Origin of the sequence: Kitasatospora sp. NBC_01300 (assembly GCF_041435235.1) — a bacterium.
Taxonomy (GTDB): domain Bacteria; phylum Actinomycetota; class Actinomycetes; order Streptomycetales; family Streptomycetaceae; genus Kitasatospora.
On sequence record NZ_CP108409.1, the window covers coordinates 994,320 to 1,019,353 of the forward strand.

Consider the following 25,034-nt stretch of genomic DNA (forward strand, 5'->3'; position numbering starts at 1 on the left):
ATTAGGTGATCGCCGGCCGGTGCCGTACGGTCGGTACTACCGACGCGGGGTGGAGCAGCTCGGTAGCTCGCTGGGCTCATAACCCAGAGGTCGCAGGTTCAAATCCTGTCCCCGCTACTTCCGACACCAGGGCCGGCGCACACTGTGCGCCGGCCCCGGTGCTGTTTTCCCTCGGTCGCCTTCGGTGCGGGCCCCCGGTCAGCTCACCGTCGTGGTGCTGAGCGCCTGCGCGGTGGCCGGGTAGCAGGCGGTGGGCACGTCGACGGTGAAGAACGAGACGGGCACGGTCGCCGTGAAGGTCAGCCCCGGGTCCGTGTAGCTCGTACCGGCCACCGAGGTGCTGATGACGCTGCCGGAGGCCCCGGCGGCCAGGTTCAGGGTCAGCGCGGGGAGCGTGAAGGTGCCGCCGCCGCCGACCGACCCGTTCACCGTGAGCACGACGTTGCCGTTGTTCACCGCGACGCTCGCGCTGCCCGAGTAGCCGGAGCCGCCGGTCAGCGACTCGCCGGTCAGCGTGGCGTTCGCGGGGACCGGCACGGTGAGGACGATGTTGCTGATCGACTGGATGCTGTAACCGCCCACCGTGGTGGGCACGGTGAGCGCGTCGGGGGCCAGGGTGACGGTGAACTGGCTGCCGGCCGCGACGGTGGCGGGCGCGGCGGCGTTGACACCGGCGTTGAGGTTGAAGGTCTGTGCCGACCCGATCGGCGGGGTCGCCTGGCAGGCCAGGACGACCGGGGTGTCCGCGGCCGCGGCGGTCGGCGCGAACAGTCCGACCGCGGCCACGCCACCGGCGAGCACGACCGAAGCACGTCGCAGAGCAGAGGTCATTCCCATGAGGGTTCTCCCGCGAAGCCTGAGGTGGGGGGTGAGGGTGGGGCGCGCGAGCGTCGGGGCGTGGGGTACCTGAGCCGCCCGCCCACCCTGCGGCCCGGCACAGGCCGGGCGAATTCAGCATGGGCGCGTCAGGTGCCCCCAACAATCCTGCTGCGCAAGGCAGTTGCGGCACTTTCCGGCCATTCTCCGCCCGCGCCGCGCCCGGCCCTCACGGCTGGTCGGCGGCGGGCTCACGGCTGGTCGGCGGCGGCCTCGCGTTCGCGGCGCTGGCGGTGTTCGGTGCGGATGCCGCACCAGGCGGTGCAGGCCAGGCTGGCGGCGATGATTCCTTCGGCCCAGAAGAACGCGAGGTAGTCGATCAGCGATCCGATCGGCGGTGAGCCGGGGGCGGCGTTGCGCATGCCGATCAGGGCGAACAGGCTGGCCGCCATCCAGCCCAGGGAGGGCCAGACCAGGCCCTCGCGCTTGCGGTAGAGCACCTCGGCGGCGCCGAGGACGGCGAGGGCGATGGCCCACATCGCCGCGATCATGAACCAGGCGAGGATGAAGGTGCTGCGGGAGCGGGTGATCTTCGCGTCCAGGGCCACGGTGCCGGTGGCTCCGGCCGTGACCTGCGGGCGCAGGACGAAGAACGGATCGGTGTCGGTGACGACCAGGCCGACCGGTACGGGGGTGGCGCCGCTGGTGGCGGTGAAGCCGGCCTCCATGCGGTAGCGGTCGAAGGGGTAGTCGGTGATGGTGCCGTCGTACATGCCGACGTGGACGAGCTGGGGCGCCGCGGTCTCGCCCTCGGCGGCCCGGATGGTCGTCCTGGGTGTGCCGGTGACGGTGATCTCGACGGGGCGGCTGAAGGCCTGGCCGTCGGCGCCGGCGGCGAGCCTGCCGTGCGGTACGGGCGTGACGTAGAGCGTCAGTTGCTGGGCCGCCGGGTCCACGTCCTGGGCGGTGATGTCCAGTTCGATCCAGTCCTGGGCCGTGGGGATCGCCAGTTCGCGGGTCTGCTCCCGGGTGTTGCGCTCGTTGAGGTACAGCCCGATCCCGCCCCCGCACAGGGCGACGACCATCGCCAGGACGAGGGCGAACCGCCAGCGGTGGCGGGGAGCGCGGTGCGCAACCGGGCTGGTGGCGCTGCTGTCATCGGTGGTGACCTGCACGGTCGTCCCTCCTGGAGCTGTGGGGTCGGGCGGCGGCCGACGCGTGCGCGGCGAAGGCCCTGGCGGCCCGCCTCCGTGGGGGGGTGGACGGGCCGCCAGGGGGCACGGAGCCCGCGCTGCGGCGGGCTGGTCCTGGAACCGGGTGCCACCGCATCTTTTACCAGACTGAAAATTCAGTCAAATTCAGAGAATGGCGATCTGCGGCGCTCACGGTGTCGAGGCCGGGCGCCACACCGCCGGACAGGCCCTGGTGAGGCCGTGGTGAAGGGGCACTACGGGTGCGGGCAGAGGGTGCGCGGGAGGCCAATGGGACTCCATGATTCCGTTTCGGCCAGTGCAGGTCCGGTTCGCGCCAACCCGACCATGGACGAGGTGATCTGGTACTCCATCGAGGTGCGGGTGCCCTGCGGCCAGCAGGACGGTCATCTGACGGTCGACCCGAAGTCGATCAAGGCGCGGATCGCGCAGAACGACGCGACGAAGACGACGGAGGAGCCGACCGCCGTCTGGGACGACGGCACCGGTGTCCTCACCGTGACCGCCCGGCCCGGCGCGCTGTTCAGGGAGGCCGGCTCCCTGGTCCTGGCGCTGGAGGGCTTCCCGGTCTCCAGCAAGCCGGGGCCGGTCCTGCTCCAGGTGACGGAGCGGGCGGCGAACGGCGCCAGGGTGCAGCGCAACCCCGTCACCCTGAGCCTGCTGAAGCAACTGCCCAAGGTGCCGCGCAACTTCCGCCCGAAGGCGTCCCTGGTGGCCGGAGGCAAGGACGTCGTCCTGCAGTGGGAGGGGCCCGACACCCTCACGTACCAGATCCAGGGGCCGGACGGCCCCCCGGTTCCCGTCCAGCCGAAGAAGGGCGCGACCACTTGGGAGTGGTCGCCGCAGCCGGGCGCGGAGCCGAAGCGGGACGCCACGTACACCCTGACGGCCACGGCCCAGGGCCAGCAGCAGCCGGGGTACTTCCTCACCACCACCGTCCACCTGCGCAGCCCCGAGTTCGAGGCCGTGACCGCGACGGCCGGGGTGCGCACCCCGTGGGTCGGGGGCACCACGGACAAGGGGCGGGTCACCTTCACCCCGCAGGGCGCGCAGGTCCGCGACGACTCCGACACGCCCGGGACCCTCTCGGCCAGCACTGTCGCGGCGAGCACCGTCTCCGCCGGCACCGTCTCGGCCGTCCGGGCGGAGGTCGACGTCGTGGCCGCCGGGTCGGTGCGGGGCCGCGACAGCGACGCCGGGTGGATCGAGTTCCCGTCCGACGGGATCAGGGTCGGCCACGGCGGGGGAAGCGACCTGGGGACCGTCACGGCGGACAAGCTCAGGGTGAGCGGGATCAACACCACCTGGGTGGGCGACCGCGACGGCGCCAAGGGCTGGATCGAGTTCCCGCAGTCCGGGGTGAACATCCGCAAGGACGGAAACCAGAACTGGGGCACCGTCGCGGCCGACAAGGCCGACCTGAACGGCATCAACACCAGGTGGGTCCAGGGCCGCACGGCCGACGACGGATGGATCGAGTTCCCACCCGCCGGACTGCACGTGTACCAGGGCGCCGGAAGCCACCGGTGGGGAACCGTCGCGGCCGACAAGGCGGACCTCAACGACCTGCTGACCCACCGCGCCCAGGTCAGGGAACGTCTCACGCTCCAGGGCGGGCTGACCGTCGACAACGTGCTGGAGACGCAGGACGGCCCGCCGCGGCTGATCGTCCACGGCCGCCTCGACGCCGAGAGCGAGGTGCTCGCCGCCGGCACGGTGACCGTCGCCGGCGACCTCACCACCGACGGCGTCCTGCGCGTCCAGGGGGATTCGCTGTTCCACGGCAAGGTGAACGCCAACGGGCACCTGTCGGTCCGCACCGGAGACGCCTGGATCGTGCACACGAACGACGGGCAGGTGTCGATCAACGGCGACCTGCGGGTCCACGGGGCATTCCGTTCCGACAGCTGACGGCTGACAAGTTCAGCGGCCGCCCCACCGGAGCACGGGTCCGGTGGGGCGGCCGTCGCAGGTCCCCAGCGCAGGTCTCCAGCGCCCGTCATCAGCGGACGGGCCGACCCCCAAGCTTGACTGACTTTTCAGTCAATGAAAGTGTTGACGGCGAGCTCGATGTCGGCGCTACCCCTGACCGGAGAATCCCCGTGCCCTACCGTGATCTGTCCCGCCGCACCGTGCTGCGCTCCCTCGGCGGCGCGGGCGTCCTCGCCCTCGGCCTGACCGCCTGTTCGGACCTCGACGAACCCGTCGAGGACGCCACGCAGACCCCGCAGCCGTCCGGGGCCCCGGCGGCGCCCGGCGCGCGCCGCTTCGGTGCCGAATGGGAGAAGCACGTCCGCACCGTGATGTCCTGGCCGGCTTCGGAGAACGTCTGGGGCGACCAGCTCCCCGACGTCCGGAAGGACATCGCCGGCCTGGCGCGGGCCATCGCCGCCCGCGAACCGGTCGTCCTGATGGCCCGCCCCGAGCAGAAGGACGCCGCCCAGAGCGCGTGCGGCTCCGCGGTCGAGGTCGTCCCCATCGCCGTCGACGACCTGTGGGCCCGCGACACCCTGCCGGTGTTCGTCGAGGAGGGCGGCAAGGTCAAGGGCGTCGACTTCAACTTCAACGGCTGGGGCAACAAGCAGCAGCACGCCAACGACGGCAGGATCGCCCGTACCGTCCTGGCCAAGTACGGCGTGGAACGCATCGAGACGAAGCTGGTCGCCGAGGGCGGCTCCTTCGAGACCGACGGCCAGGGCACCCTGCTGGTCACCGAGAGCTCCGTCGTCAACGGCAACCGCAACCCCGGCATGTCCCGCGACCAGGTCGAGGCCGAGCTCAAGAAGGCCCTCGGCGTCACCACCGTGATCTGGCTGGCCGGCGTCAGGGGCAAGGACATCACCGACGCCCACGTCGACTGCCTCACCCGCTTCGCCGCCCCCGGCGTCGTCCTGCTCGACCAGGCCTTCCCCGGTTCACCCGCCGACGTCTGGTCCCGCTCCGCCGACCAGGCCCGCGGCGTCTTCAAGGACGCCGTCGACGCCCGCGGCAAGAAGCTCGACGTCATCGAGCTCCAGCAGCCCGACCCCGACAAGATCACCGGCCGCGGCGACGCCTTCGTCTCCTCCTACATGAACTTCTACGTCGGCTCCAAGGGCGTCTACCTCCCGAAGTTCGGCGACGACCGCGCCGACGTCCGCGCCCAGCAGATCCTCAAGCAGCACTTCCCCGACCGCGAGATCGTCCCCGTCAAGATCGACAACATCGCCGCCGGAGGTGGCGGCATCCACTGCGCCACCCACGACATCCCGGCCGTCGGGTGAACGCGCGGTTCTGCCTGGCACCGGCCGAGGTGCGCGGTCTCCCCGAAGCTCCGCAGAACAGTTGACGACTTCAGACGGCACGGGCCCCTGCCGAGAGTTCGGCAGGAGCCCACGGTACGGAGGGCTGTCGGCGGCCGACGGCCTGCCCTCGACGAGTGGCAGGCCGTCGGCCTCAGCTATCGCCTGCCGCCGGTCCGACGGCCCGGCCTCACGTCAGGTGTCGGGTGAAGAACTGGGCCGCGGCCTCCCCGGCGAACTGCGGGACGCCGGTGTGCCCGCCCATGTTGGCGTGCAGGGACTTCTCCTTCGAGCCGAAGGCGTCGAACAGGTCCAGGGCCGCCTGCCGGTCGTTCCCCTCGTCGTCCCACTGCAGCAGGACGTGCAGCGGAATGGTGACCTGCCGGGCCTCCTCGAACATGGAGCGGGGCACGAAACTGCCGGCGAACAGAACGGCGGCCGAGATGCGCGGCTCGACCACCGCCAGCCGGACCCCGATGGAGATCACTCCCCCCGAGTACGCGACCGGGCCGCAGACCTCGGGCAGCGCGAGGAGGGCGTCCAGGGCGGCCCGCCATTCCGGGACCGCCTTGTCGACCAGCGGGAGGATGAGGGCGTCGACGATCTCGTCGCTGACCGGCTCGCCGGCCTCCAGCGCCCGGCGCAGGTCGGCGCGGGCCTGCTCCACGGCGGGCCAACGAGGCCGGTCGCCGCTTCCGGGGAGTTCGATGGTCGCCGTGGCGAAGCCGTCCGCCGCGGCGTGCCGGGCCCGGGCCACCAGTCGGGGGTACATCCTGCGCAGTCCGAGGGGCGGGTGGCCGAGCAGGATCAGCGGCGCCGGCGCCGGTGCGGATGCGGGCGTCCACAGGATGCCGGGGATCTCGCCGAGGGTGAACTCGCGCTCGAGGACACCGTCGTCGAAGCGCTGTTCGGAAGTGAAATGCATGGTCGTGCCTTTCGGGAGGGCTCGAATACGGCGCTCCCGGACGACCTATCGCCCGACCGTGACCCCGGAGGAGAGCACCCATGTGAATACTGCGTTCACGGGTACCACCTCCTCGTTCTCTCGCACGGCCTCCGGAAACATAGCAGCGGTCGCCTCGTCCGCCAAACGGGTTTTCGCGGAGCGCCTGCGACGGCGGGGCGCACCGATGCCGGTGGCGGGGTGCACCGGCGCCGGCGGCGGTCTGCCCCGGACCCCGGGCCGGCGGAGGACCCGTCAGCAGCGGCACCGCACGACGGCCGGCAGCGCCTCCAACTCCACCTCGATCGCCTCCCGGAGTAAGTGCCGCGCGTGCTCCAGCGGCATCGAACCGGTCAGCCAGCGGGCGCTGAGGCCCTCGATCAGGACGGTGAGGCGTTCGGCGGAGGCCGTGTGGGCCGGCGCCGTGGCCTCGGGGCGGGCGCGGCCGAGCAGGTCCGCGACGTCGTGCACCCAGGCGTGGGTGGCGCGTGCCAGCTCCTCCCGGAGATCGGGTTCGAAGACCGCGCTGGCCCTCAACTCCCCCCAGGCCGTGCTGTTCTCCCGCACGTCCGGGGTGTCCTGGAGTTCCAGGAGCAGGACCTGTTCGAGATCGCGCCGGGGATCGTCCGAGTACCCCGCCGAGTCGCCCTCGGCGGTGTAGCGGTCCGCCCGGTCGCTGATGAACTCCAGGGTCTTGCGGAGCAGCCCGGCCCGGTCGGTGAAGTGGTAGTACAGCAGCGAGGTGGACACCCCCGCCTCGGCGGCCAGTTCGCCCACGCGCAGCCCGCGCACGCCACGCCGCGCGATGACGCGGGTGGCGGCGATGAGTATCTCTGTTCGACGATCCGACACAAGCGATCACCATACCGGGCCGGGGCCTCGCGTGGAGGAATTCCTGATCAAAGTTTCAGGGCCCAACTCCCTTACGGCCAGGCGGGTAGCCCCAGCCCGGGGCTCACGCAGGCTCGCGGTGGGCTCGCGACAGGCGCACAGCAGGCCGGTGCGGCAAGGAAAACCGCGATACCGTACGTATCGGGTATTGACTGAATTTTTAGTTGCAGCCAAGATGTGCGTCACCCCACACCTCCCGCCCCCAAGGGAGTCCTCTTGGACACGCCCGTTCCCACCCGTCGCAGCCTGCTCAGATTCGGCGCCGCCGCCCTGCCCGCAGCGGCCCTCGGCGCCGCGTTCGCCACGCCGGCGGCCGCCGCAACCGCAGGCGCAACCACCGACGCAGCCCCGGAAGCAGCCACAGGCGCGGCCACGGACGCAGCCGCAGGCGCCGCCACGACGCCCTCCGGCGCCACGCTGCGGATGCCCGCCGAGACCGACCGGCACACCCGCACCTTCATGGCCTGGCCCGCCCTGTCCTCGGTCTGGCGCAACCAGCTGTCGGGCGTCCGCCGGGACATCGCGAACGTCGCGTACGAGCTCTCGCGCTACGAGCCGGTCGTAGTGCTGGCCCGCCCCGGGCAGGCCGCCGACGCCCGGTACTCCTGCGGCTCCGGCGCGTACTACGGCATCGAGGTCCTGGAGATCCCGAACGACGACCTGTGGATCCGGGACTTCGGCCCGACCTTCGTCGTCGCGCCCGGCGCCGTCGCCGGGGTGGACACCAACTTCAACGGCTGGGGCAAGCGCGGCACCTCCTACTACCAGCCGTACGCCAACGACGCCGCGGCCGCGGGCACGCTCCTGTCCCAGTACGGGATCGCCCGCGTCCAGGCCCCGTTCGTGGGCGAGGGCGGCTCGCTGGAGACCGACGGGCAGGGCACCCTGCTGGCCACCGAGAGCTCGCTGGTGAACCCCAACCGCAACCCGGGTATGACCCGGGACCAGGTCGAGCAGGCGCTGAAGTCGACGCTCGGCCTGGACAAGGTCATCTGGGTCCCGGGCCTGGCCGGCCAGGACATCACCGACTGCCACATCGACTGCCTGGCCCGCTTCATCTCCCCCGGCCAGGTCATGCTGGACCAGCCCGGCCCGGGCACCGACCCCCGGTGGGTCGCGGTCTACCAGCAGACCAGGCAGGCGCTGCAGAACGCCACCGACGCCCAGGGCCGCCGCCTGACCATCACGGAGCTGCCCGGCCCCGACCGCAACTCCATCCGGGGGACGGGCAGGGACTTCCTGTCCAGCTACACCAACTACTACACCGCCAACGGCGCCGTCCTCGTGCCGCAGTTCGGCGACGGCTACGCGGACGGGGTCGCCTACGCGATCCTCCAGGCCAAGTACCCCGACCGCACCGTCGTCCAGCTCAACATCGACAACATCGCGAGCGGCGGCGGCGGCATCCACTGCTCCACCCAGTCGCAGCCCGCCGTACCGCCCGCCGGCTGAGCTCTGCCGAGCGCGGCCGAGCTACGGCCGGGCCCCCGCCGACCACCTCGGTCGGCCACCCTCGACCCCCTCCTGACTGAAAATTAGAACAAGAGAGAAGGATCCGTCATGACGTTCCAGATGCCGGCCGAGTGGACCCCCCACGACGGGTGCCTGATGGCCTGGCCGACCAGGTCGGACCTCTGGGGGGAGACCTTCGAGGAGGCCAAGCGGGAGTACGCCCAGGTCGCCCGGGCGATCGCCGGGTTCGAGCCGGTCACGATGGTCGCGCTGCCGGGCCGGGGCGCCGAGGCGCAGGAGCTGTGCGGGGAGGGCGTCGAGGTCGTGGAACTCCCCATCGACGACTCGTGGTTCCGCGACTCCGGGCCGATCTTCGTCCTCGGCGAGGACGGCCGGCGGGCCGGTGTGGACTTCCGCTTCAACGCCTGGGGCGGCAAGCACCACCCGTACGACACCGACGACCTGATCGCCGGGCGGCTGCTGGAGCGCCTGGGCGTCGAGCGCATCGACTCCCGGATGATCCTCGAAGGCGGGGCGATCACCGTCGACGGCGAGGGCACGCTGATCACCACCGAGCAGTGCCTGCTCAACCCGAACCGCAACCCGGGGATGAGCAAGGAGGAGATCGAGGCCGAACTGACCGCGAAGCTCGGCGTCAGCACGATCATCTGGCTGCCGTACGGCGGTCTGCTGGACACCGAGACCGACGGCCACGTGGACGGCGTCTGCGCGTTCGTCGCCCCCGGCAAGGTGATCGTCCAGCTGCCCGCCGACCCCGACCACCCCGACTACGAGCGGATGCGCGCCAACCACGCCGTCCTGGCCGCCGCCACCGACGCCCGGGGCCGAAAGCTGGAGATCCTCGAAGTGCCGCAGAGCGCCTTCGTCGAGGTCAACGGCACCGACGTCGAGGTCGGCTACCTCAACTTCTACATCGCCAACGGCGGCGTCGTCGTCCCGGTCGCCGACGTCCCGGAGGACGAGGGGGCCCTCGCCGCCATCGCGGCCGCCCTGCCCGGGCGCAAGGTCGTCGGGGTCCGCTCCCGGGTGATCGCCTACGGCGGCGGCGGTGTCCACTGCATCACCCAGCAGGTGCCCACCGCCTGAGCCGCCCGCCCACCCCGTTACCCGTAGCCCCGCCCGCAGCCCCGCCCGTCGCGGCGGCCCGGGCAGCTAACCCCCGCTGCCGGGGCCGCCCCCTCCCCCCGCCCGCCGGACCCCGGTCGAGCCTGGAAGAAAGAACCCTCGATGCCACGAAGCCAGCGCCCGGAGCACAGATCCCCGCACCGCCGATACGCCCTGCCGGCCGCCGCCCTGGCAGCCTTCGCCCTGGTCGCCGCCTGCGCCGGGCCGCCGAAGACCGGTGACGGAGGCAGCGGCGACCAGGCGTACAAGCTGTCCGCCGACACCCCGGCCGCCAAGGGCCAGCTCGACTCGTTCAGCTGGGCCCTGTACGCCGAGCCGCCGACCCTCGACTACATCTCGGCGTTCGACTACCCGCAGAACACCATCCTGTCCAACGTGTGCGAGAGCCTGATGCGGTGGACCCCGCAGCTGACCCTGGCCCCCGGGCTCGCGGCGAAGACCACCAGCCCCGACCCCACCACCTGGGTCTACGACCTGCGGCCCGACGTGCACTTCCACGACGGCGGCGTGATGACGGCCGACGACGTGGTGTACAGCCTCGGCCGGCAGATGAACCCCGACAACGCGGCGGCCTGGGCCCAGCAGTTCCAGAACGTCAGCACCGTCACCAAGAGCGGCCCGCTCCAGGTCACCGTCAAACTCAAGCAGCCCGACTCGCAGTTCAACCAGTACATGGCCACGGCCGCGGGCGTCGTCGCGTCCAAGGCCGGCATCGAGGCGGCCGGCAAGGACTACGGCACCTCCGGCAGCCTGGACTGCACCGGCCCCTACCAGCTCGGCTCCTGGAACAAGGGCCAGTCCATCCAGCTGCGGCGCTTCGACGCCTACTGGGGCACCAAGGCCAAGTCCGCGAAGGTCGACTTCCGCTTCCTGACCGACCCCTCGGCGCGCGTCAACGCCATGATCAGCGGTGAGGCGGACGGCGGCTACCTGATCCCGACCGAGAGCTACGACCGCCTGAGCAAGAGCGGCGTGGGCACCCTCTACTTCGGCGAGGGCCTCAGCACGGTCAACGTCAACGTCACCAACATGAAGGGCGTGCTCGGCGACGTCCGCGTCCGCAAGGCGCTGTCGCTGGCCCTGGACCGCTCCGGCTTCGTGCGCACCGGACTCGCCGGCGCCGGCAGCGCCACCGGCTCCCTCACCTCCCGCGCGGCCTGGGCCGCGGCGCCGCCGGACGTCCGGAAGGAGGCGTTCGAGGGGCTCACCCCGACCGCCCCGGACATCGACCGGGCCAAGGCCCTGGTCAAGGAGGCCGGCGCCACCGGAAAGACCGTCACGGTCGCGACCAGCTCCATCGGCCAGGACGTCTCGCTGCTGGCCACCGCCGTCCAGTCGGCCGGCGCCAGGATCGGCCTCGACGTCCAGCTCAAGACGATCGCGCCCAACGCCTTCACCGCGCTGTTCACGGACGCGAAGGCGCGCGAGGGCATCGACCTGTTCCCGGAGACGTACTACGACTCCATCACCGACCCGCTGGACCTGCTGGCCAACTTCAAGACCGGCGCCTACCAGAACTTCGCCGGCTACAGCGACCAGGCCTACGACGACCTGGTCGACAAGGCGACCGCCGCCGCCGACCCGGCGGAGCGCTTCACCCTCGAAGCGCAGCTCCAGAAGACCGCGTCCGACCAGCTGCTGTGGATCCCGGTCGCCGAGTGGCCCACCGCCGTGTTCCTCAACAAGAGGATCACCGGCGCCCCGACCACCATCTCCTACATGTACTACCCGTGGGCGGCCGACGTGGGTTCGGCCCAGTGACGTCTCCCGGATCCACCGTGCGGCGGCCGGTCCTCCCGGCCGCCGCCCCGCCCCCGGACGTGAGGGCTTCCACGTGAGTTTCCTGCGCTTCACCGCACGACGGCTGGCCGAGATGGCGGCCACCCTCCTCGGCGCCTCCTTCGTGATCTTCGGCGCGATGTACCTGGCCCCGGGCAACCCGGCCAGCTTCCTGCTCTCGGGCCGCTCCGCCTCCCCCGAGGCACTCAAGGCCATCAACGACCAGTACCACCTGGACGAACCGTTCCTGCTGCAGTACCTGCGCTGGCTCGGCCAGATCGTCCACGGCGACTTCGGCCGCTCCATCACCTACCGCACCGACGTGTCGCGGCTGCTGGCCGACCGGCTGCCCGCCACCCTCCTGCTCGTCACCATGGCGCTGCTCCTGGTCGTCGCCATCGGCGTGCTCCTCGGCTGGATCGGGGCCGTCCGCGGCGGCGCCGTGGACTCGACCATCCTGGTCGCCACCACCGTGGCCGTCGGCACCCCGTCCTTCGTCGCGGCCGTCCTGCTGCAGGGCCTGTTCGCGGTGAAGCTGGGCTGGTTCCCGACCGGCGGCACCGGCGACGGACTCGGCCAGATGCTGTGGCACCTGGCCCTGCCCGCCGTCGCGCTGGCGCTCTACCTGATCGGCATGCTCGCCCGGGTCACCCGCGCCGCGATGCAGGAGGTCCTCGGCCAGGAGCACGTCACCGTGGCCCGCAGCCGGGGCGTCGCCGAGCACGAGGTGATCCGCCGGCACGTGTTCCGCAACGCCCTGGGCACCGTCCTGACCACGGGAGGCCTGATCGTCTCCACCCTGCTGGTGTGCACCGTCCTGGTCGAGTCCGCGTTCAGCGTCGGCGGCATCGGCCAGCTCCTCGAACTGTCCACCACCACCAAGGACTTCCCCACCGTGCAGGCCATCTCCCTGCTCATGGTGGGGCTGTTCATGGCGGTGAACCTCGTCGTCGACCTGCTGCACCCGCTGGTCGACCCCAGGGTCACCCTCGCGCCGAAGAGGTCCGCCGCATGAGCACCACCGTCCTGCGCCGCCCCGGCCTCGCCCGCCTGCGCACCGCCCGAGCACCCCTGTACCACCTCTGCCTCGGCCTCGTCGCCGTGGTCGTCCTGGTCGCCGTGCTCGCCTCCTGGCTCGCCCCGTACGACCCGAACGCCGTCGACCTGGGCAACGCCCTCGCCGGCCCCTCCGGCGACCACCTGCTCGGCGTCGACGCGGCCGGCCGGGACACCCTGTCCCGGCTGATGCTCGGCGCCCGCACCTCGCTGCTCGGCCCGCTCGGGGTGGTCGCCTTCTCCACCGTGGCCGGCGTCGCCATCGGCGTCACCGCGGCCTGGCGGGGCGGCTGGCTCGACTCCGTCCTGTCCCGCTCCACCGAACTGGTCTTCGCCTTCCCCGGCATGCTGCTGGCGATCCTGATCGTCGCGGTCTACGGCGAGGGGCTGATCGCCCCGGTGATCGCCCTCGCCATCGCCTACCTGCCCTACGTCAGCCGCCTCAGCCGCTCACTCGTCCTCGCCGAACGCTCGCGCCCCTACGTCGAGGCCTACCGCGTCCAGGGCCATTCCGGGCTCCAGATCTGCCTGCGCCACATCATCCCCGGCATCGCCCCCGTCGTCCTCGCCCAGTCCACCATCAACTTCGGCTACGCCCTGATCGACCTCGCCGGCCTCTCCTTCCTCGGACTCGGCGTCCCGGCGCTCACCCCCGACTGGGGCCGCATGGTCTTCGACGGCCAGACCGCCATCCAGCACGGCTACCCCCTGTCGGCGATCCTGCCGTGCGTCGCCATCGTGCTGACCGTCGTCGCCTTCAACGTCGTCGGCGAGCGCTGGGCCGACCAGGTCGCCAGGAGGGACCGATGAACGTCCTCGACATCCAGGGCCTGCGGCTGCGGCTGCCCGGCACCGCCCGGCCCGTCCTCGACGGCGTCGACCTCACCGTCGACGCCCGCGAGACCGTCGCCCTCGTCGGCGAATCCGGCTCCGGCAAGAGCCTCACCTCCCGCAGCGTCCTCGGGCTGCTGCCGCGCGGCGCCACCACCGAGGGCGTCGTGCGCGTCAACGGCGACGACGTCCTCACCATGAGCCCCGAGCAGCTGCGCCGGCTGCGCACCGACACCGCGGCCATGGTCTTCCAGGACCCGCGCGCCTCCATCAACCCGCTCCGGCGCATCGGCGACTTCCTCACCGAGACCAGCCGCCGGGGCCCCGGCGGGGCCGACGCCGCCGCCGCACGGGCCGCGGAGATGCTGGCCGCCGTCGGGCTCCCGGAGACCACGCTCGGCAAGTACCCGGGGCAGCTGTCCGGCGGCATGCTGCAACGCGTCATGATCGCGGGGGCGCTGATGGGCGACCCCGCCCTGATCCTCGCCGACGAGGCCACCACCGCGCTGGACGTCACCACCCAGGCCGAGGTCGTCGCCCTCCTCGGCGACCTGCGCGACTGCTTCGGCACCGCGCTGGTCTTCGTCACCCACGACCTCGGACTCGCCGCCGCCATCAGCGACCGCGTCTACGTCATGTACGCGGGGCGGATCGCCGAAACCGGGCCCGCCGAGGCCCTGTTCGAGCGGCCGCGCCACCCCTACACGGCCGCGCTGCTCGCCTCCACCCCCCGCCTGGACACCCCCCGGGGCCGGCTGGCCGCCATCGGCGGCAGGCCGCCGAGCCTGCGCGAGGACCTGACGGGCTGCCTCTTCGCCGCCCGCTGCCCGCTCGCGACCGAGGTGTGCACCGAGCAGGCGCCGGTCCTGCTGCCGCTCGCCGACGAGCCCGCCCGGCGGGCCGCCTGCCACCACGGCGACCGCGTCGCGGAGGTGACCGCCGATGCCCAGCAGCACCGCCGGTAGCCGCACCACGACCAGCCCCGCCACGACGAACCCCGGAGGAGAGCCGACGATGCCGAAGACCGTCCTGGAGGCCGTCGGCCTGCACCGCGCCTACGGGAGCGTCCAGGCGGCCGACAACGTCTCGTTCACCCTGGCCGAAGGCGGATCGCTGGGCATCGTCGGCGAGTCCGGATCGGGCAAGACCACCACCGCCCGGATCGTCGTCGGGCTCGAACGGGCGGACTCCGGACGGGTCCTGGTGCACGGCCGGGACCGCACCGAGCACCGGCGCGGCCGGGCCCACCGGCTGGCCCGCGCCCGCGAGGTCCAGATGGTCTTCCAGGACCCGTACCTGTCCCTCGACCCCCGCACCAGCGTCGGCGCCGCCCTGCGCGAAACGCTCAGGCTGCACTTCCCCGACGCCGACCACCCCCGCCGGATCGCCGAACTCCTCGACCAGGTCGGCCTCGGCGAGCGCGAGGCCGAGGCCCTGCCCCGCCAGCTCTCCGGCGGCCAGCGCCAGCGCGTCGCCATCGCCCGCGCGCTGGCCGTCGAGCCCGCCGTCCTCGTCCTCGACGAGGCGGTGGCCGCCCTCGACGTCTCGGTGCAGGCGCAGATCCTCAACCTGCTCGCCGACATCCGCGAACAGACCGGCATCGGCTACCTGTTCATCACCCACGACCTGGGCGTCGTGCGGTGCGTCACGGACGAGGTGGTCGTGATGCGGCACGGCCGGATCGTCGAGTCCGGCCCCACCGCCGAGGTCCTGGCCCGCCCCCGGCACGCCTACACCCGGCTGCTGCTCGACTCCGTGCCCAGGCCGGGCTGGGACCCGCGGTCCATCGCGGACGCCCGCCGGGCCCTGTAGCCGGGCCCCCCGGGCTGCCGGGCTCTCCCGACTGCCGGGGTCCCGCGGGGTCGGCGGACTCCACGGGGCCCCGGTGTCGTCCGTCCGACGGGCGGCCGATGGGCGGCCGACGCCGGGGCGTTGGACGTGCTATGCCGTCCCGGACGGTGCTCCGGCGAGCGCGCGCACCAGCGTCCCCAGCACCGTTGCCGCGTCCACGTCCGAGTCGAGGGACTGGATGGCCGCGAGGCCGTCCACCGCCGCCGCGACCGCCTCGCCCAGGGGCCGCGGGTCGATGCCGCCGCCCCGCTCGTCAGCGAGCACCTGGAAGAGCCGGACGAAGCACGACCGCCAGCGCAGGTACTCCTGCTCCAGACTCCCCCGCACGCGTTCGTCGTTGAGGGCGTGCCAGTGCAGGGCCGCGTGCAGGTGCGACAGGTCCGGGCTCTCGCCCCGGGTCAGCAGGCCGATCACGCGCTCGGCCCGCTCGGCGAAGTCGCCGGGGCCGTCCACCGCTTCCTCCAGCGGGGAGATCCACTCCGGCCTGATGTCCTCGATCACCGCGACGATCAGATCGGTGCGGTCGCGGAAGTGGTAGTGGCACATCCCGTGCGAAACGCCGCACAGCGCGGCGACGTTGCGCGTGGTGAAGCGCCCGGCGCTCTCGCCGGCCAGCAGGGTCCGGGCGGCGGAGACGAGACGCGACCGGGTCTGCTCCCCCTTGGCCGACGAGCGCGTGCGCCCCTGCGGAACCACGGGGGCCGCCTGAACCTGTTCCTTCTCGCCTGTCGCCATGGCGCAACTCTAGGGCGTGGCCGGCCACGCCCCCGCTCCAGGAATCTCCGTCCGATCCTGCGCAGATAATTGACCGAGCGCTCGGTTAGTTCTACCTTTCGAGTCAATCCCGTTGCCCAGACGGGCAGTTGACCGGAGGACCCGATGAACGATCACGTCCCGAGCAGACCCGGCCTGGACAGACCCGGCCTGGGCAGACGACAGTTCCTCACCGCGGCCGGCCTCACCGCCGCCGGCCTGGCCGTGACGTCGGCGGCAGGCTCCACCGCCACCGCGGCCGGCCTCCGCAGCTCCCGCACCGAGGACACCGCGCCGGCGGGCGCGTTCGCCGTCCCGATCGACGGCGTGCGGCACACCCGGACCTGGATGGCCTGGCCCGACAGCACCGCGATCTGGCGCAACCAGCTCAGCGGCGTCCAGTCGAACATCGCACTGATCGCCAAGACCATCGCCAAGTACGAGCCGGTCATCATGTGCGCCAACCCCGCGAGCGCCGCCAAGGCCCGCTCCCTGTGCGGCTCGTCGGTCACCGTGATCACCACGATCCCCGTCGACGACTGCTGGATGCGCGACACCGGGCCGGTCTTCCGCACCAACGGGTCGGGGGCCCTCGACGCCGTCGGCCTCAACTTCAACGGCTGGGGGAACCGGCAGACCCACGCCAACGACGCGCTGGTCGCCGGACGCATCGCCGCCTACGTCGGGGTGCCGTTCACCGCCGCCGGCCTGATCGCCGAAGGCGGCGCCATCGAACAGGACGGCGCCGGCACCCTGATGGCCACCCGCAGCAGCATCGTCAACGACAACCGCAACCCCGGGATGAGCCAGGCACAGATCGAGACCGCGATGTGCCAGGCCTACGGCGCGTCCAAGGTCATCTGGTTCACCGGCATCAGGAACCAGGACATCACCGACGACCACGTCGACGCCACCTCGCGCTTCCTCGCCCCCGGCGCCGGGCTGGTCCAGATGCCGCTGGCGACCGACACCGACGCGTGGGCCAACGACGCGCGCGAGCAGTACCAGATCCTGTCCGCCGCCACGACGGCCGCAGGCGGTCCGACCGCGGTGACCAAGCTCCAGGGCCCGGACTACTACAAGATCCGCTCCACCAACCAGAACTTCGTCGCCTCCTACGCCAACTACTACGCGTGCAACGGCGCCGTGATCTCCGCCCAGTTCGGAGACAGCACGGCCGACGCCGCCGCCCGGGCGACCCTGGCCCGGCTCTTCCCCGGACGCACCGTCGAGCAACTCAACATCGACTCCCTCGGCGCCGGCGGCGGCGGCATCCACTGCGTCACCCAGCAACAGCCCGCCGTCTGACACACGTCAGCGACACGTGCGTGGCATGCACGGACGGAGTTTTGAACGATCGGTGCAGGACCCGGCCGGCGGGGGCGCGCAGGAAGCGGTTGGTCACCCGCCACGGATGCGACCGGGCCAGCCGGTCGGGAGGCCCGGGGAATCACACCCCCGGGCCTCCCTCAGAGTGACGTCAGGTCGCTCCTCCGCGGCGTCCACGGCCCGGTCGTCCGGCCGGTGACCTGCCGGTTCGCGTCAGAGCAGCCGCGCTCCCGGCTTGACCTCCCGGTCCGGGGCGATCAGGACCACGTCGCCGCCGCCCTCGCCCGGCACGCCGAGGACGAGGACCTCGGACATGAAGTCCGCGACCTGGCGGGGCGGGAGGTTGACCACGGCCATCACCAGGCGGCCTTCGAGGTCGTCGAGCGCGTACAGATCGGTGATCTGGGCGCTGGACTTCCGGACGCCCAGATCGCCGAAGTCGATCCACAGCTTGTACGCGGGTCGGCGGGCGCGCGGGAACGCTTCGGCGCGGACGATCCGGCCCGCACGGATGTCGACGTTCAGGAAGTCGGTGATCGTGATGTCGTCCGCCGTCATCACACCATCACCGAGGGGAGCAGCCCGACCGACATCGGCAGGGCGGAGTGGCAGGCTAGGGAGTCGTGCGTGTGGGAGATGTGACCCTCCATGGCAGGCTTCCGCGTGAAGAAGATGAGCATATCCCTGGTGGAGGTCTGCTGCGGGTCGGCGGCGACCACCGGGGAGAGGCTGTGCTTCCGCTCGTGGTCGACGACCAGCATGGTGTCGAGGAAGTGGCGGTGCTGGTACTGGCCCACGACGAGCTCCGGCTCGACCTCGTCCCAGCGGACCGCGTTGATCTGCTGCATGTCGTGGAGGAAGGTGATCGCGCTGTCGGCGGTCATGTTCTCGCTGCCGAGCAGGGTGGTCATGGTGTGGTCCACGCCGTCGCTGTGCACCCCTTCGAGGGCGGGCTCGCCGACGAGTTGGGGCGTGGTGACGGTCCGCAGGTTGAACAGGGTGCACACCCAGCCGGGGTAGTCGTAGTCCAGCTTCGGGCGGTGCGCGATCTCCACGTCCTGGACCATGAACGCCTTGAACAGGAGCAGCCCCTGGAAGGCCCGGTTCAGCTGGAGGTCGTCGCCGACCTCCGCGAACTCGCGCTTCTGTCCGGAGTCGTGGCGGACGAAGTCCTCGTCGGCCGAGAGCGCGAACGGCTGGAATTCGCCCCGGTCGATCGTCCCGTTCTTCACGTCGAAGTGGAAGCGGCCGTTCTTCGACTGGCGGAAGGGGAGGGTGGGGTCGTCCGGCAGGTCGTCGCTCACCCGCTGGAGCTGGGCCAGGTCGGCATCGGTGGCGCCGAGCCCCTTCAGTAAGCCGGCCATGCGCTCTCCGGGGATGAAAGCCGAACGCTGCTCGACGTACTCCTTCTTGATCCGGGTCAACTCGGATATGACCTGGTCGAGTTCGTTGGTGTTCATAGAATGAATACTCCGTTCCGGTTAAGGGGACGACTCCCCGCGGGATCTCTCGTGTCATCGGCGACGTCCACCCTGGGGCGGAACCGATCGCCTCCGACGAGAAACCTACGAGCAGCTGATCAATGATCAGTCAACGATGGATCTACGTGCGCGTCATGGCTGATTCAAGGTCTTGACGGCTCCACGGGCCCGCAGATCACGGTCTTATGACGGCCAGTCATACACATGAACTCCCGACGGTCAAAGCCGACCACAGAGATCCGGTCAGGACCGCTTTCACCACAACCGGGTTCAAGTGGTTCGGGGAAGTACGGACCGCGTCGCCACCGAATACGTGTGGTGAATTCGGCCGTCGACCCCGTCGGCCGTCGACCGTCGGCCGTCTCAGAGGCGCACCAGCGCCTCGCGGGTCAGGTCGGCCAGGGTCGGGTAGCCGTCGACCGCCATGAGCAGGTCGGCCTCCGCCAGCAGTGAGCGCAGCACGTGCACGACGCCGTCCTCGCCGCCGAGCGCCAGCCCGTACGCGTACGGGCGGCCGACGCCGACCGCGGTGGCGCCGAGGGCGAGCGCCTTGACGACGTCGGCGCCGCTGCGCACCCCGGAGTCGAAGAGCACCGGCAGAGCGCCCGCCGCCTCGACCACGGCGGGCAGCGCGTCCAGGGCGGGCAGGCCTCCGTTGGCCTGGCGGCCGCCGTGGTTGGAGCAGTAGAGGCCGTCGACGCCGCCGTCCCGGGCCCGGCGGACGTCCTCGGGGTGACAGACGCCCTTGAGGATGATCGGCAGGTCGGTGAGCGAGCGCAGCCACGGCAGGTCGTCCCAGGTCAGCGGGTTGCCGAAGACACCGGCCCACTCCAGGATCGCCGCGCCCGGATCCTCCTCGGGGGCCTTGGCCAGGCGGGCCCGGAAGACCGGGTCGGTGAAGTAGTTCGCCAGGCAGTGGCCGCGCAGCTGGGGGAAGTTGGAGGTGGCGAGGTCGCGCGGGCGCCAGCCGGTGATCCAGGTGTCCAGGGTGACCACGATGCCTCGGAAGCCGGCCGCCTCCGCGCGGTGCACCAGGCTGGCGGCGAGGTCGCGGTCGGTCGGGGTGTAGAGCTGGAAGAAGCCGGGCGTGTCGCCGAACTCGGCCGCGACCTGCTCCAGCGGGTCGACGGTGAGGGTGGAGGCCACCATCGGCACGCCCGTGCGGGCGGCGGCCCTGGCGGCGGCGAGGTCTCCATGGCCGTCCTGGGCGCAGAGGCCGATCACGCCGACGGGTGCCAGGAACAGCGGCGAGGGCAGGGTGTGGCCGAACAGGTCGACGGTCAGGTCGCGGCGGGCCGCGCCGACCATCATCCGGGGGTAGAGGCCCCACCGCTCGAAGGCCCGGACGTTGGCGCGCTGGGTGTGCTCGTCCCCCGCGCCGCCGGCCACGTACGACCAGATCGACGGCGGGAGCGCGGCCTGCGCCCCGGCCTCCAGCCCGGCGTACGTCATCGGCAGGGCGGGCTGCACGCCGCGCAGGCCGTCGAAGTAGATCTCGTTCTGGTAGTCGCCGAACTGCTGGGCCATGGTTCCCAACCTCCTGTTGGTGTGTGCGGTGCGGTGCGGTGCGGCGTGTTGTCCGTGTGCGGGGGTGACCGGAGTGACGGGAGTGACGGTTGCGTTGATCTGATGTCTACCGGCCCCTGCGAGCGTTCGGACGTCTTGCCGTAGGTACGTAGGGAGAGTCATCCGTGTTGAGAACGATTGTTGTCCGTACGGCTGTTGCCGGTGCGGCCGTGCTGGTGCCGGTGGTGGGCGCTGTTGCCGTGGGCGCTGTTGCCGTGGGCGCGGGGGCCCCCGTGCGGCAGGGCTCGCCGGCCGAGCCGTCGGCACAGGCCTGCGGCGGCTCGGCCGGCGTGCACTGCCTCTCGGGGCATGTCACCTGGAACGGCACCGGTCTCGTCATTCGCTACCGGGGGTGAGGGGTCCGGTCGGCGGTCGCCAGGGCGGCCAGCATCGACGTCACGGCGGCGGCCTCCGGGGCGCTGAGACGGCTGAGCAGTAGCCGCGCCTTCGCTTCCTGATGCCGGGCGGCGTGGTGGTCACCGCGGGCCGTCATCGCATGGGCCAACACCAGGTGGGCGAGAGCGCGTTCGCGCTGTCGCCCACCTGCTTCTGCGAGGTCCAGGGCCCGCTCCGCCTGCTGCACGGCCTCGTCGAGCCGTCCGAGCAGGCGCAGGACGTCGGCCAGGCGGCTTCGGGCGGCCGACTCGCGGTCGAGGTCGCCGGTGACGCCCGCGCAGCAGATGCAGGACCGCAGTTGCACCGCGGCGTCATCGAGTCGGCCCAGCTCCTGGTAGGCGAGGCCGAGGACGTAGTGCACGTACGCGGTCATCGCGACGTCGGCGGTCCCCCCGGGCTCGGCGAGGATCCGCTGACAGGTCCGCACCGCCGTGGCCGCGTGACCGGTGCGGATGCGGGACAGGGCCGCGTTCGCGGTGCTCGCCACCTCGCCGGACCGGTGGCCGAGCTGCCGGGCGAGCGCCACCGCCTCGTCGAAGGCGGCGATCGCCTCCTCGTGCCGGCCCTCGGCCTGGGCGATGAGGCCCAGGTCGTTGAGGGCTTGCCGGAGGACGGCCGGGTCCTCCGCCTCCCGGCAGGCTTCGGCCGCCTGCCGGGCCTGTGCGCCGGCCTCGCCGAGCCGGGCCCGGGCCAGCAGGACCGTGCCGAGGAGGAACCGCGACCGGCCCTCCGCGCAACGGTCGCCGGCCGCGACGGCGGCGGCGATCAGCGTGCGGGTGGCGTCCTCCACCCGGCCGCCCACGGCGCCGAGACCGAGCGGGCTGAGGGCGATCAGCAGGTTGACGGCCGCCCGCAGGTCGGTCATCGCCGAGGGCCTGCCGTCGGCGAGGGCGCGCAGGGTGTCCGTCGCGACGGCGGCGGCGAGCGCCACGGCGCCGGGTGTCTCGGTCCGGGCCCAGCGGCGGGCGTCCGCCAGATCCGCGAAGACCGGGGAGAAGCCGGCGCGGGAGACCGAGGAGCGGCCTGGACCGGCGGCCGGGGAGCGGCCAGGACGGGCGGCCAGGGAGCGGTCAGGAGGGCCGGCCGGCTGCTGGAGCGGCTCGCCGAAGACGTCGGCGACCGGGTCGCCGGGTACGGCGAGGGTGAAGGCCGTACGGGCGCGGCCGAGCAGGTGGGTCAGCAGCCGCTGCTGGGCGCCGGCCCGTTCGTGGTCGCCGGTCCGCAGCGACGCCCGGCGGGCGAAGGCGCGCACCAGGTCGTGGTAGCGGTAGCGCCCGGCACCCGTCGACTCCAGCAGCGCCTGGTCCACCAGCGACTCCGCGAGCCGCTCCGCCTGGTACTCCGCCAGGCCCAGGACTGCGGCTGCCGACGCCAGACCGAGGTCGGGCTCCGCCCAGGAGAGTATCCGGAACGCCGTGGCCAGGGGTGCTGGGAGCAGCCGGTAGCTGAGCTCGAAGACCTGCTCGATCGCCAGGTCGCCCGTGCGCAGGGCGTCGATGCCCTCACGGTCGTCGGCCAGGCTCCGGACGAGCTCGGCGATCGGCTGGTCCGGGGTGGCGGCGAGCCGGGCCGCGGCGATCCGTACGGCCAGGGGGAGCCGGCCACAGGCATCGACCAGCATCCTGGCCTGGGCGCCCTGTCCGGACCGGCGTGCCGCGCCGATGACCGAGTCGAGCAGACCGATCGCCTCGGGCTCGCTGAACACATCGAGTGCGACGTGCAGGACCGACGGCATGCTGGTGAGCACCGTGCGGCTGGTGACGATGACCGCACAGTCCGACGAGCCGGGCAGCAACGGCTGGATCTGGGCCTCGTCGCGTGCGTTGTCCAGGAGGATGAGCAGCCGCCGTCCCGCGCTGGCGGTCCGGAACAGCGCCGACCTGCTTTCGAGGTCCTTGGGCACGACTGCCGCCCGGACGCCCAGCGTCGTCAGGAAGTCCGCCAGGATGTCGGACGCGTTCGCGGGCACCAGGTCGGCGCCGCGCAGGTCCGCGTACAGCCGGCCGTCGGGGAAGTCCGGGCGCACGGTGTGGGCGGCTCGCACCGCGAGGGTCGTCTTCCCCACCCCGGCCATCCCGGTCACGGTCACCAGTCGCAGTGCGGGGCTGGTCCGTCCGGTCGGTGCTTGCCCGGTCGGTGCTTGCCCGGTCAGCGCTTGCCCGGTCAGCGCTCGTCCGATTCCGGCGATGTGGTCCTGCCGTCCGATGAACTGCGACAGCACCGGCGGGAGTTGGTCCAGTGCCTCACTGTCGGCCGCCTCGCCTGGGCCGCGCTCGTTGTCTCGGTCGACGTCTCGGCCGGCGCCTCGGTCGGCCGTTCGGTCTGCCGGCGCGGGCGACAACGGTACGTCCGGGCGTAAGTCCGGACCGGATGCGGCGGCCCTCGATCGCACGGCGGCATCCACACCGAGATCGTGACACAACTCCGTGAGCGCGGGCGCCGGTTCGATCCCCAGCTGCTCCGCCAGCCGTAATCGAAGCGCGTCGTAGACCGCGCGCGCCTCGGACGTGCGCCCCTGCCGGCACAGCGCGCGGATGAGCAGTTCCTGGAGGCGCTCGTGGAGCGGGTGGTCACCGGCCAGCTGCTCCAGCTCCGGCAGGTAGCCGGAGGGGGCGTCGAGTGCGGTGTCGCGGGCCGCGCCGTGTCCCGCGCCACGGGACACGTCGAGGGACACGTCGAGGGACACGTCGAGGGCTAGGCGCTCCTCCAGGAGTGTGAGGCGCAGCCTCGAAAGCCGTTCCCGCTCGCGGCACATGAGCGGCCCCGGCAGGCCGGCGAGCGGCTCCCCGCGCCACTGCGCCAGGGCCTCTCCCAGTGCGTTCCGGGCGTCCTGCGGCCGCTCGGCGGCGGCACACGTCCCGGCCAGTTCCTGCCAACGTTTGACCCGCCACACATCCACGCGTTCCGGATCAACGGCCAGACGGTAGCCGCCCGTCAGGGAGACCAGCACCCTGGGTGCCGTGCGTACGGGCTCCAGCAGATTCCGCAGCTGCCACACGTAGGTGCGCAAGGTGGCGTCGGGCGCACCGGGCGGCCGGTCTCCCCACAGGCCGGCGATCAGTTCGTCGACCGTCACGGCCGCGTTCGGGCGCAGCAACAGGGCGGCCAGTACCGACCGCTGCTGCGGGCCGCCGAGGTTCAGATCCGTGTCGGAGCGCCGGACCTGCAGCGCGCCGAGTAACGCGAAGCTCAGCGAATCCTGATCATGATCTGGACGCACGTGTTCCCCTCATCTGGTCGGCCCGGTACCGATCCGGCCATCGACCTCTGCCTGGTGTTCCATTGTCGGTGGACGGCCCCGCGTTCTCCCTGCGAGCCCGGGCATACTGTGTCAACTCTGCCCCTGCGAATGCGGGTTGCCGTGAGGGCGCGCCGAATCCACCACATGAGGACGTACAGGGTCAGGCTGCCGATCAGGCCGGCGCCGGCGCCCTTCGCCGCGTCGGACAGCACCCCTTCGACCACGGCGCTCAGCGGCAGCCCGTCGGTCGCCGCCTCCGGGCCGGCGTGCCACCACCAGGCGTGGGCGACGGTTCCGACGAGCGAGACCAGGGCCATGGCGAGGAGGACGGGCCGCCGGATTGCGCCGCCGGGCTTCGCTCGGCCCCCACCGGAGAGGAAGCGGGCCCGCCTCGGCCACACGTACACCGCGATGGCGGCCAGGCCGCCGATCGTGCTCGCGTGCTGCAACGCCCGCGCCCAGGTGAGGCTGCCCACCAGCGTGGAGTTGAGCCAGGGCGTACGGGTGACCACGAAGCCGTCGAAGTGGGTGAAGGCGTCCCAGACCAGGTGCGTGGCGATACCGATCAGGGCGGACAGCACGATCCACCCGGCTCGCCGCGCCAACGCACCGGTATTACGGAGCCCCCGCGACGCGGTGACGGGCACCGGCAGCAGCGACGCCAGGGGACGATGGCCGGCGCGGAGCAGTCCCCACAGAGCGAGGGCGTACGGCAGGGCGACGGTGACGGCGCCCTGAGCGCTGTGCGAGGTCGTGGCGTTGACGAAGGGTTCGTACCAGGACTGCGCGCTGACGGGCAGCCCCGTGGTGGTGACGAAGTAGGGCAGGTCCGGTGCGACGGCTCCGGCGACCAGCGCGGCCCGGCTGAAGGGCGATCGCAGCAACGGCAGTACGGCCGCGGGGTGGGCCAGGGTGAACGGCATGAACATCCTCTCGCACAGACCTCAATAGTCCGTCGAACGGAATGCTACGTCAAACGGACTAATGAGCTCTGGCGGACGCGCCGCGCCG

Annotated in this window: 21 protein-coding genes and 1 tRNA gene; 12 read left to right on the forward strand and 10 right to left on the reverse strand. The window is 72.0% G+C overall.

Translation table 11 applies throughout. The features are described 5' to 3' along the window. The first annotated feature begins 43 nt into the window (after positions 1–43). Positions 44–117: transfer RNA gene (locus OG556_RS37805), tRNA-Met, on the forward strand. Positions 118–198: 81 nt separating this feature from the next. Here OG556_RS37805 and OG556_RS37810 read toward each other — a convergent pair. Both OG556_RS37810 and OG556_RS37815 read right to left on the reverse strand, forming a co-directional pair. Further along, on the reverse strand, positions 199–831 hold the full coding sequence (locus OG556_RS37810; RefSeq protein ID WP_371523119.1) for a cyclase: 633 nt from the start codon (positions 829–831) through the stop codon (positions 199–201). A gap of 236 nt (positions 832–1,067) precedes the next feature. After that, entirely contained in the window at positions 1,068–1,991 is a 924-nt protein-coding gene (locus OG556_RS37815) for a DUF4436 family protein (RefSeq protein ID WP_331744681.1), read from the reverse strand. A 363-nt stretch (positions 1,992–2,354) separates the two neighbouring features. Between OG556_RS37815 and OG556_RS37820 the strand changes: the two genes are divergently transcribed. Then, positions 2,355–3,938: a hypothetical protein gene (locus tag OG556_RS37820; protein WP_331744683.1), complete on the forward strand. Its 1,584-nt coding sequence runs from the start codon at positions 2,355–2,357 to the stop codon at positions 3,936–3,938. Between the two features lie 191 nt (positions 3,939–4,129). Beyond that, positions 4,130–5,290, forward strand: a complete 1,161-nt coding sequence (locus OG556_RS37825) for an agmatine deiminase family protein (RefSeq protein WP_331744685.1) — start codon at positions 4,130–4,132, stop codon at positions 5,288–5,290. A 208-nt stretch (positions 5,291–5,498) separates the two neighbouring features. Here OG556_RS37825 and OG556_RS37830 read toward each other — a convergent pair whose 3' ends face one another. After that, positions 5,499–6,233, reverse strand: a complete 735-nt coding sequence (locus OG556_RS37830) for an alpha/beta hydrolase (protein WP_331744687.1) — start codon at positions 6,231–6,233, stop codon at positions 5,499–5,501. A 273-nt stretch (positions 6,234–6,506) separates the two neighbouring features. After that, positions 6,507–7,103: a TetR/AcrR family transcriptional regulator gene (locus tag OG556_RS37835; protein WP_331744689.1), complete on the reverse strand. Its 597-nt coding sequence runs from the start codon at positions 7,101–7,103 to the stop codon at positions 6,507–6,509. A gap of 255 nt (positions 7,104–7,358) precedes the next feature. On the opposite strand from OG556_RS37835, the gene OG556_RS37840 reads away from it, so the two are divergent. The 7 genes from OG556_RS37840 to OG556_RS37870 all read left to right on the forward strand — a co-directional run bounded on the left by OG556_RS37840 (position 7,359) and on the right by OG556_RS37870 (position 15,218). Next, positions 7,359–8,594, forward strand: coding sequence for an agmatine deiminase family protein (locus OG556_RS37840; protein WP_331744690.1), 1,236 nt, complete (start codon positions 7,359–7,361; stop codon positions 8,592–8,594). 108 nt (positions 8,595–8,702) lie between these two features. Next, positions 8,703–9,701: an agmatine deiminase family protein gene (locus OG556_RS37845; RefSeq protein WP_331744692.1), complete on the forward strand. Its 999-nt coding sequence runs from the start codon at positions 8,703–8,705 to the stop codon at positions 9,699–9,701. A 141-nt stretch (positions 9,702–9,842) separates the two neighbouring features. Next, positions 9,843–11,501, forward strand: a complete 1,659-nt coding sequence (locus OG556_RS37850) for an ABC transporter substrate-binding protein (protein ID WP_331744694.1) — start codon at positions 9,843–9,845, stop codon at positions 11,499–11,501. 73 nt (positions 11,502–11,574) lie between these two features. Then, complete coding sequence (locus tag OG556_RS37855) at positions 11,575–12,534, forward strand: ABC transporter permease (protein WP_079136532.1); 960 nt, start codon at positions 11,575–11,577, stop codon at positions 12,532–12,534. Beyond that, complete coding sequence (locus OG556_RS37860) at positions 12,531–13,385, forward strand: ABC transporter permease (RefSeq protein ID WP_331744701.1); 855 nt, start codon at positions 12,531–12,533, stop codon at positions 13,383–13,385. The genes OG556_RS37855 and OG556_RS37860 overlap by 4 nt, the downstream gene beginning before the upstream one ends. Next, positions 13,382–14,371, forward strand: coding sequence for an ABC transporter ATP-binding protein (locus tag OG556_RS37865; protein ID WP_331744703.1), 990 nt, complete (start codon positions 13,382–13,384; stop codon positions 14,369–14,371). The genes OG556_RS37860 and OG556_RS37865 overlap by 4 nt, the downstream gene beginning before the upstream one ends. Positions 14,372–14,420: 49 nt before the next feature. Next, positions 14,421–15,218 carry an ABC transporter ATP-binding protein gene (locus tag OG556_RS37870; protein ID WP_331745466.1) on the forward strand — a complete coding sequence of 266 codons (798 nt, stop codon included), beginning with the start codon at positions 14,421–14,423 and terminating at the stop codon, positions 15,216–15,218. Positions 15,219–15,347: 129 nt separating this feature from the next. Here OG556_RS37870 and OG556_RS37875 read toward each other — a convergent pair whose 3' ends face one another. After that, positions 15,348–15,992 (reverse strand): TetR/AcrR family transcriptional regulator, encoded by a 645-nt coding sequence (locus tag OG556_RS37875; RefSeq protein WP_331744706.1) that lies wholly within the window; start codon positions 15,990–15,992, stop codon positions 15,348–15,350. Between the two features lie 144 nt (positions 15,993–16,136). Between OG556_RS37875 and OG556_RS37880 the strand changes: the two genes are divergently transcribed. Continuing rightward, positions 16,137–17,318, forward strand: a complete 1,182-nt coding sequence (locus tag OG556_RS37880) for an agmatine deiminase family protein (protein WP_331744708.1) — start codon at positions 16,137–16,139, stop codon at positions 17,316–17,318. A 234-nt stretch (positions 17,319–17,552) separates the two neighbouring features. Here OG556_RS37880 and OG556_RS37885 read toward each other — a convergent pair whose 3' ends face one another. The 3 genes from OG556_RS37885 to OG556_RS37895 all read right to left on the reverse strand — a co-directional run bounded on the left by OG556_RS37885 (position 17,553) and on the right by OG556_RS37895 (position 20,347). After that, a complete protein-coding gene (locus OG556_RS37885) occupies positions 17,553–17,897 on the reverse strand; it encodes a tRNA-binding protein (protein ID WP_331744710.1) in 345 nt (114 codons plus the stop codon). Then, a complete protein-coding gene (locus OG556_RS37890; protein WP_331744713.1) occupies positions 17,897–18,799 on the reverse strand; it encodes a 2OG-Fe dioxygenase family protein in 903 nt (300 codons plus the stop codon). Before OG556_RS37890 ends, OG556_RS37885 begins: the two co-directional genes overlap by 1 nt. Positions 18,800–19,183: 384 nt before the next feature. Next, the gene (locus OG556_RS37895; RefSeq protein ID WP_331744716.1) at positions 19,184–20,347 is read right to left on the reverse strand and encodes an alpha-hydroxy-acid oxidizing protein; all 1,164 of its coding nucleotides are present in this window, start codon (positions 20,345–20,347) and stop codon (positions 19,184–19,186) included. Positions 20,348–20,511: 164 nt separating this feature from the next. On the opposite strand from OG556_RS37895, the gene OG556_RS37900 reads away from it, so the two are divergent. Beyond that, the gene (locus OG556_RS37900; protein WP_331744718.1) at positions 20,512–20,742 is read left to right on the forward strand and encodes a hypothetical protein; all 231 of its coding nucleotides are present in this window, start codon (positions 20,512–20,514) and stop codon (positions 20,740–20,742) included. Here OG556_RS37900 and OG556_RS37905 read toward each other — a convergent pair. Further along, positions 20,730–24,002 carry a BTAD domain-containing putative transcriptional regulator gene (locus OG556_RS37905; RefSeq protein ID WP_331744721.1) on the reverse strand — a complete coding sequence of 1,091 codons (3,273 nt, stop codon included), beginning with the start codon at positions 24,000–24,002 and terminating at the stop codon, positions 20,730–20,732. The genes OG556_RS37900 and OG556_RS37905 overlap by 13 nt on opposite strands. Further along, a complete protein-coding gene (locus tag OG556_RS37910; protein ID WP_331744723.1) occupies positions 23,972–24,946 on the reverse strand; it encodes a DUF4184 family protein in 975 nt (324 codons plus the stop codon). Before OG556_RS37910 ends, OG556_RS37905 begins: the two co-directional genes overlap by 31 nt. Between the last annotated feature and the right edge of the window lie 88 nt (positions 24,947–25,034).

Bases quoted from the DNA above. Each gene is read 5' to 3' on its own strand.
- OG556_RS37810 (WP_371523119.1), bottom strand. From the start codon at position 831: ATGACCTCTGCTCTGCGACGTGCTTCGGTCGTGCTCGCCGGTGGCGTG.
- OG556_RS37820 (WP_331744683.1), top strand. From the start codon at position 2,355: ATGGACGAGGTGATCTGGTACTCCATCGAGGTGCGGGTGCCCTGCGGC.
- OG556_RS37830 (WP_331744687.1), bottom strand. From the start codon at position 6,233: ATGCATTTCACTTCCGAACAGCGCTTCGACGACGGTGTCCTCGAGCGC.
- OG556_RS37845 (WP_331744692.1), top strand. From the start codon at position 8,703: ATGACGTTCCAGATGCCGGCCGAGTGGACCCCCCACGACGGGTGCCTG.
- OG556_RS37850 (WP_331744694.1), top strand. From the start codon at position 9,843: ATGCCACGAAGCCAGCGCCCGGAGCACAGATCCCCGCACCGCCGATAC.
- OG556_RS37860 (WP_331744701.1), top strand. From the start codon at position 12,531: ATGAGCACCACCGTCCTGCGCCGCCCCGGCCTCGCCCGCCTGCGCACC.
- OG556_RS37865 (WP_331744703.1), top strand. From the start codon at position 13,382: ATGAACGTCCTCGACATCCAGGGCCTGCGGCTGCGGCTGCCCGGCACC.
- OG556_RS37870 (WP_331745466.1), top strand. From the start codon at position 14,421: ATGCCGAAGACCGTCCTGGAGGCCGTCGGCCTGCACCGCGCCTACGGG.
- OG556_RS37875 (WP_331744706.1), bottom strand. From the start codon at position 15,992: ATGGCGACAGGCGAGAAGGAACAGGTTCAGGCGGCCCCCGTGGTTCCG.
- OG556_RS37880 (WP_331744708.1), top strand. From the start codon at position 16,137: ATGAACGATCACGTCCCGAGCAGACCCGGCCTGGACAGACCCGGCCTG.
- OG556_RS37885 (WP_331744710.1), bottom strand. From the start codon at position 17,897: ATGACGGCGGACGACATCACGATCACCGACTTCCTGAACGTCGACATC.
- OG556_RS37890 (WP_331744713.1), bottom strand. From the start codon at position 18,799: ATGAACACCAACGAACTCGACCAGGTCATATCCGAGTTGACCCGGATC.
- OG556_RS37895 (WP_331744716.1), bottom strand. From the start codon at position 20,347: ATGGCCCAGCAGTTCGGCGACTACCAGAACGAGATCTACTTCGACGGC.
- OG556_RS37910 (WP_331744723.1), bottom strand. From the start codon at position 24,946: ATGCCGTTCACCCTGGCCCACCCCGCGGCCGTACTGCCGTTGCTGCGA.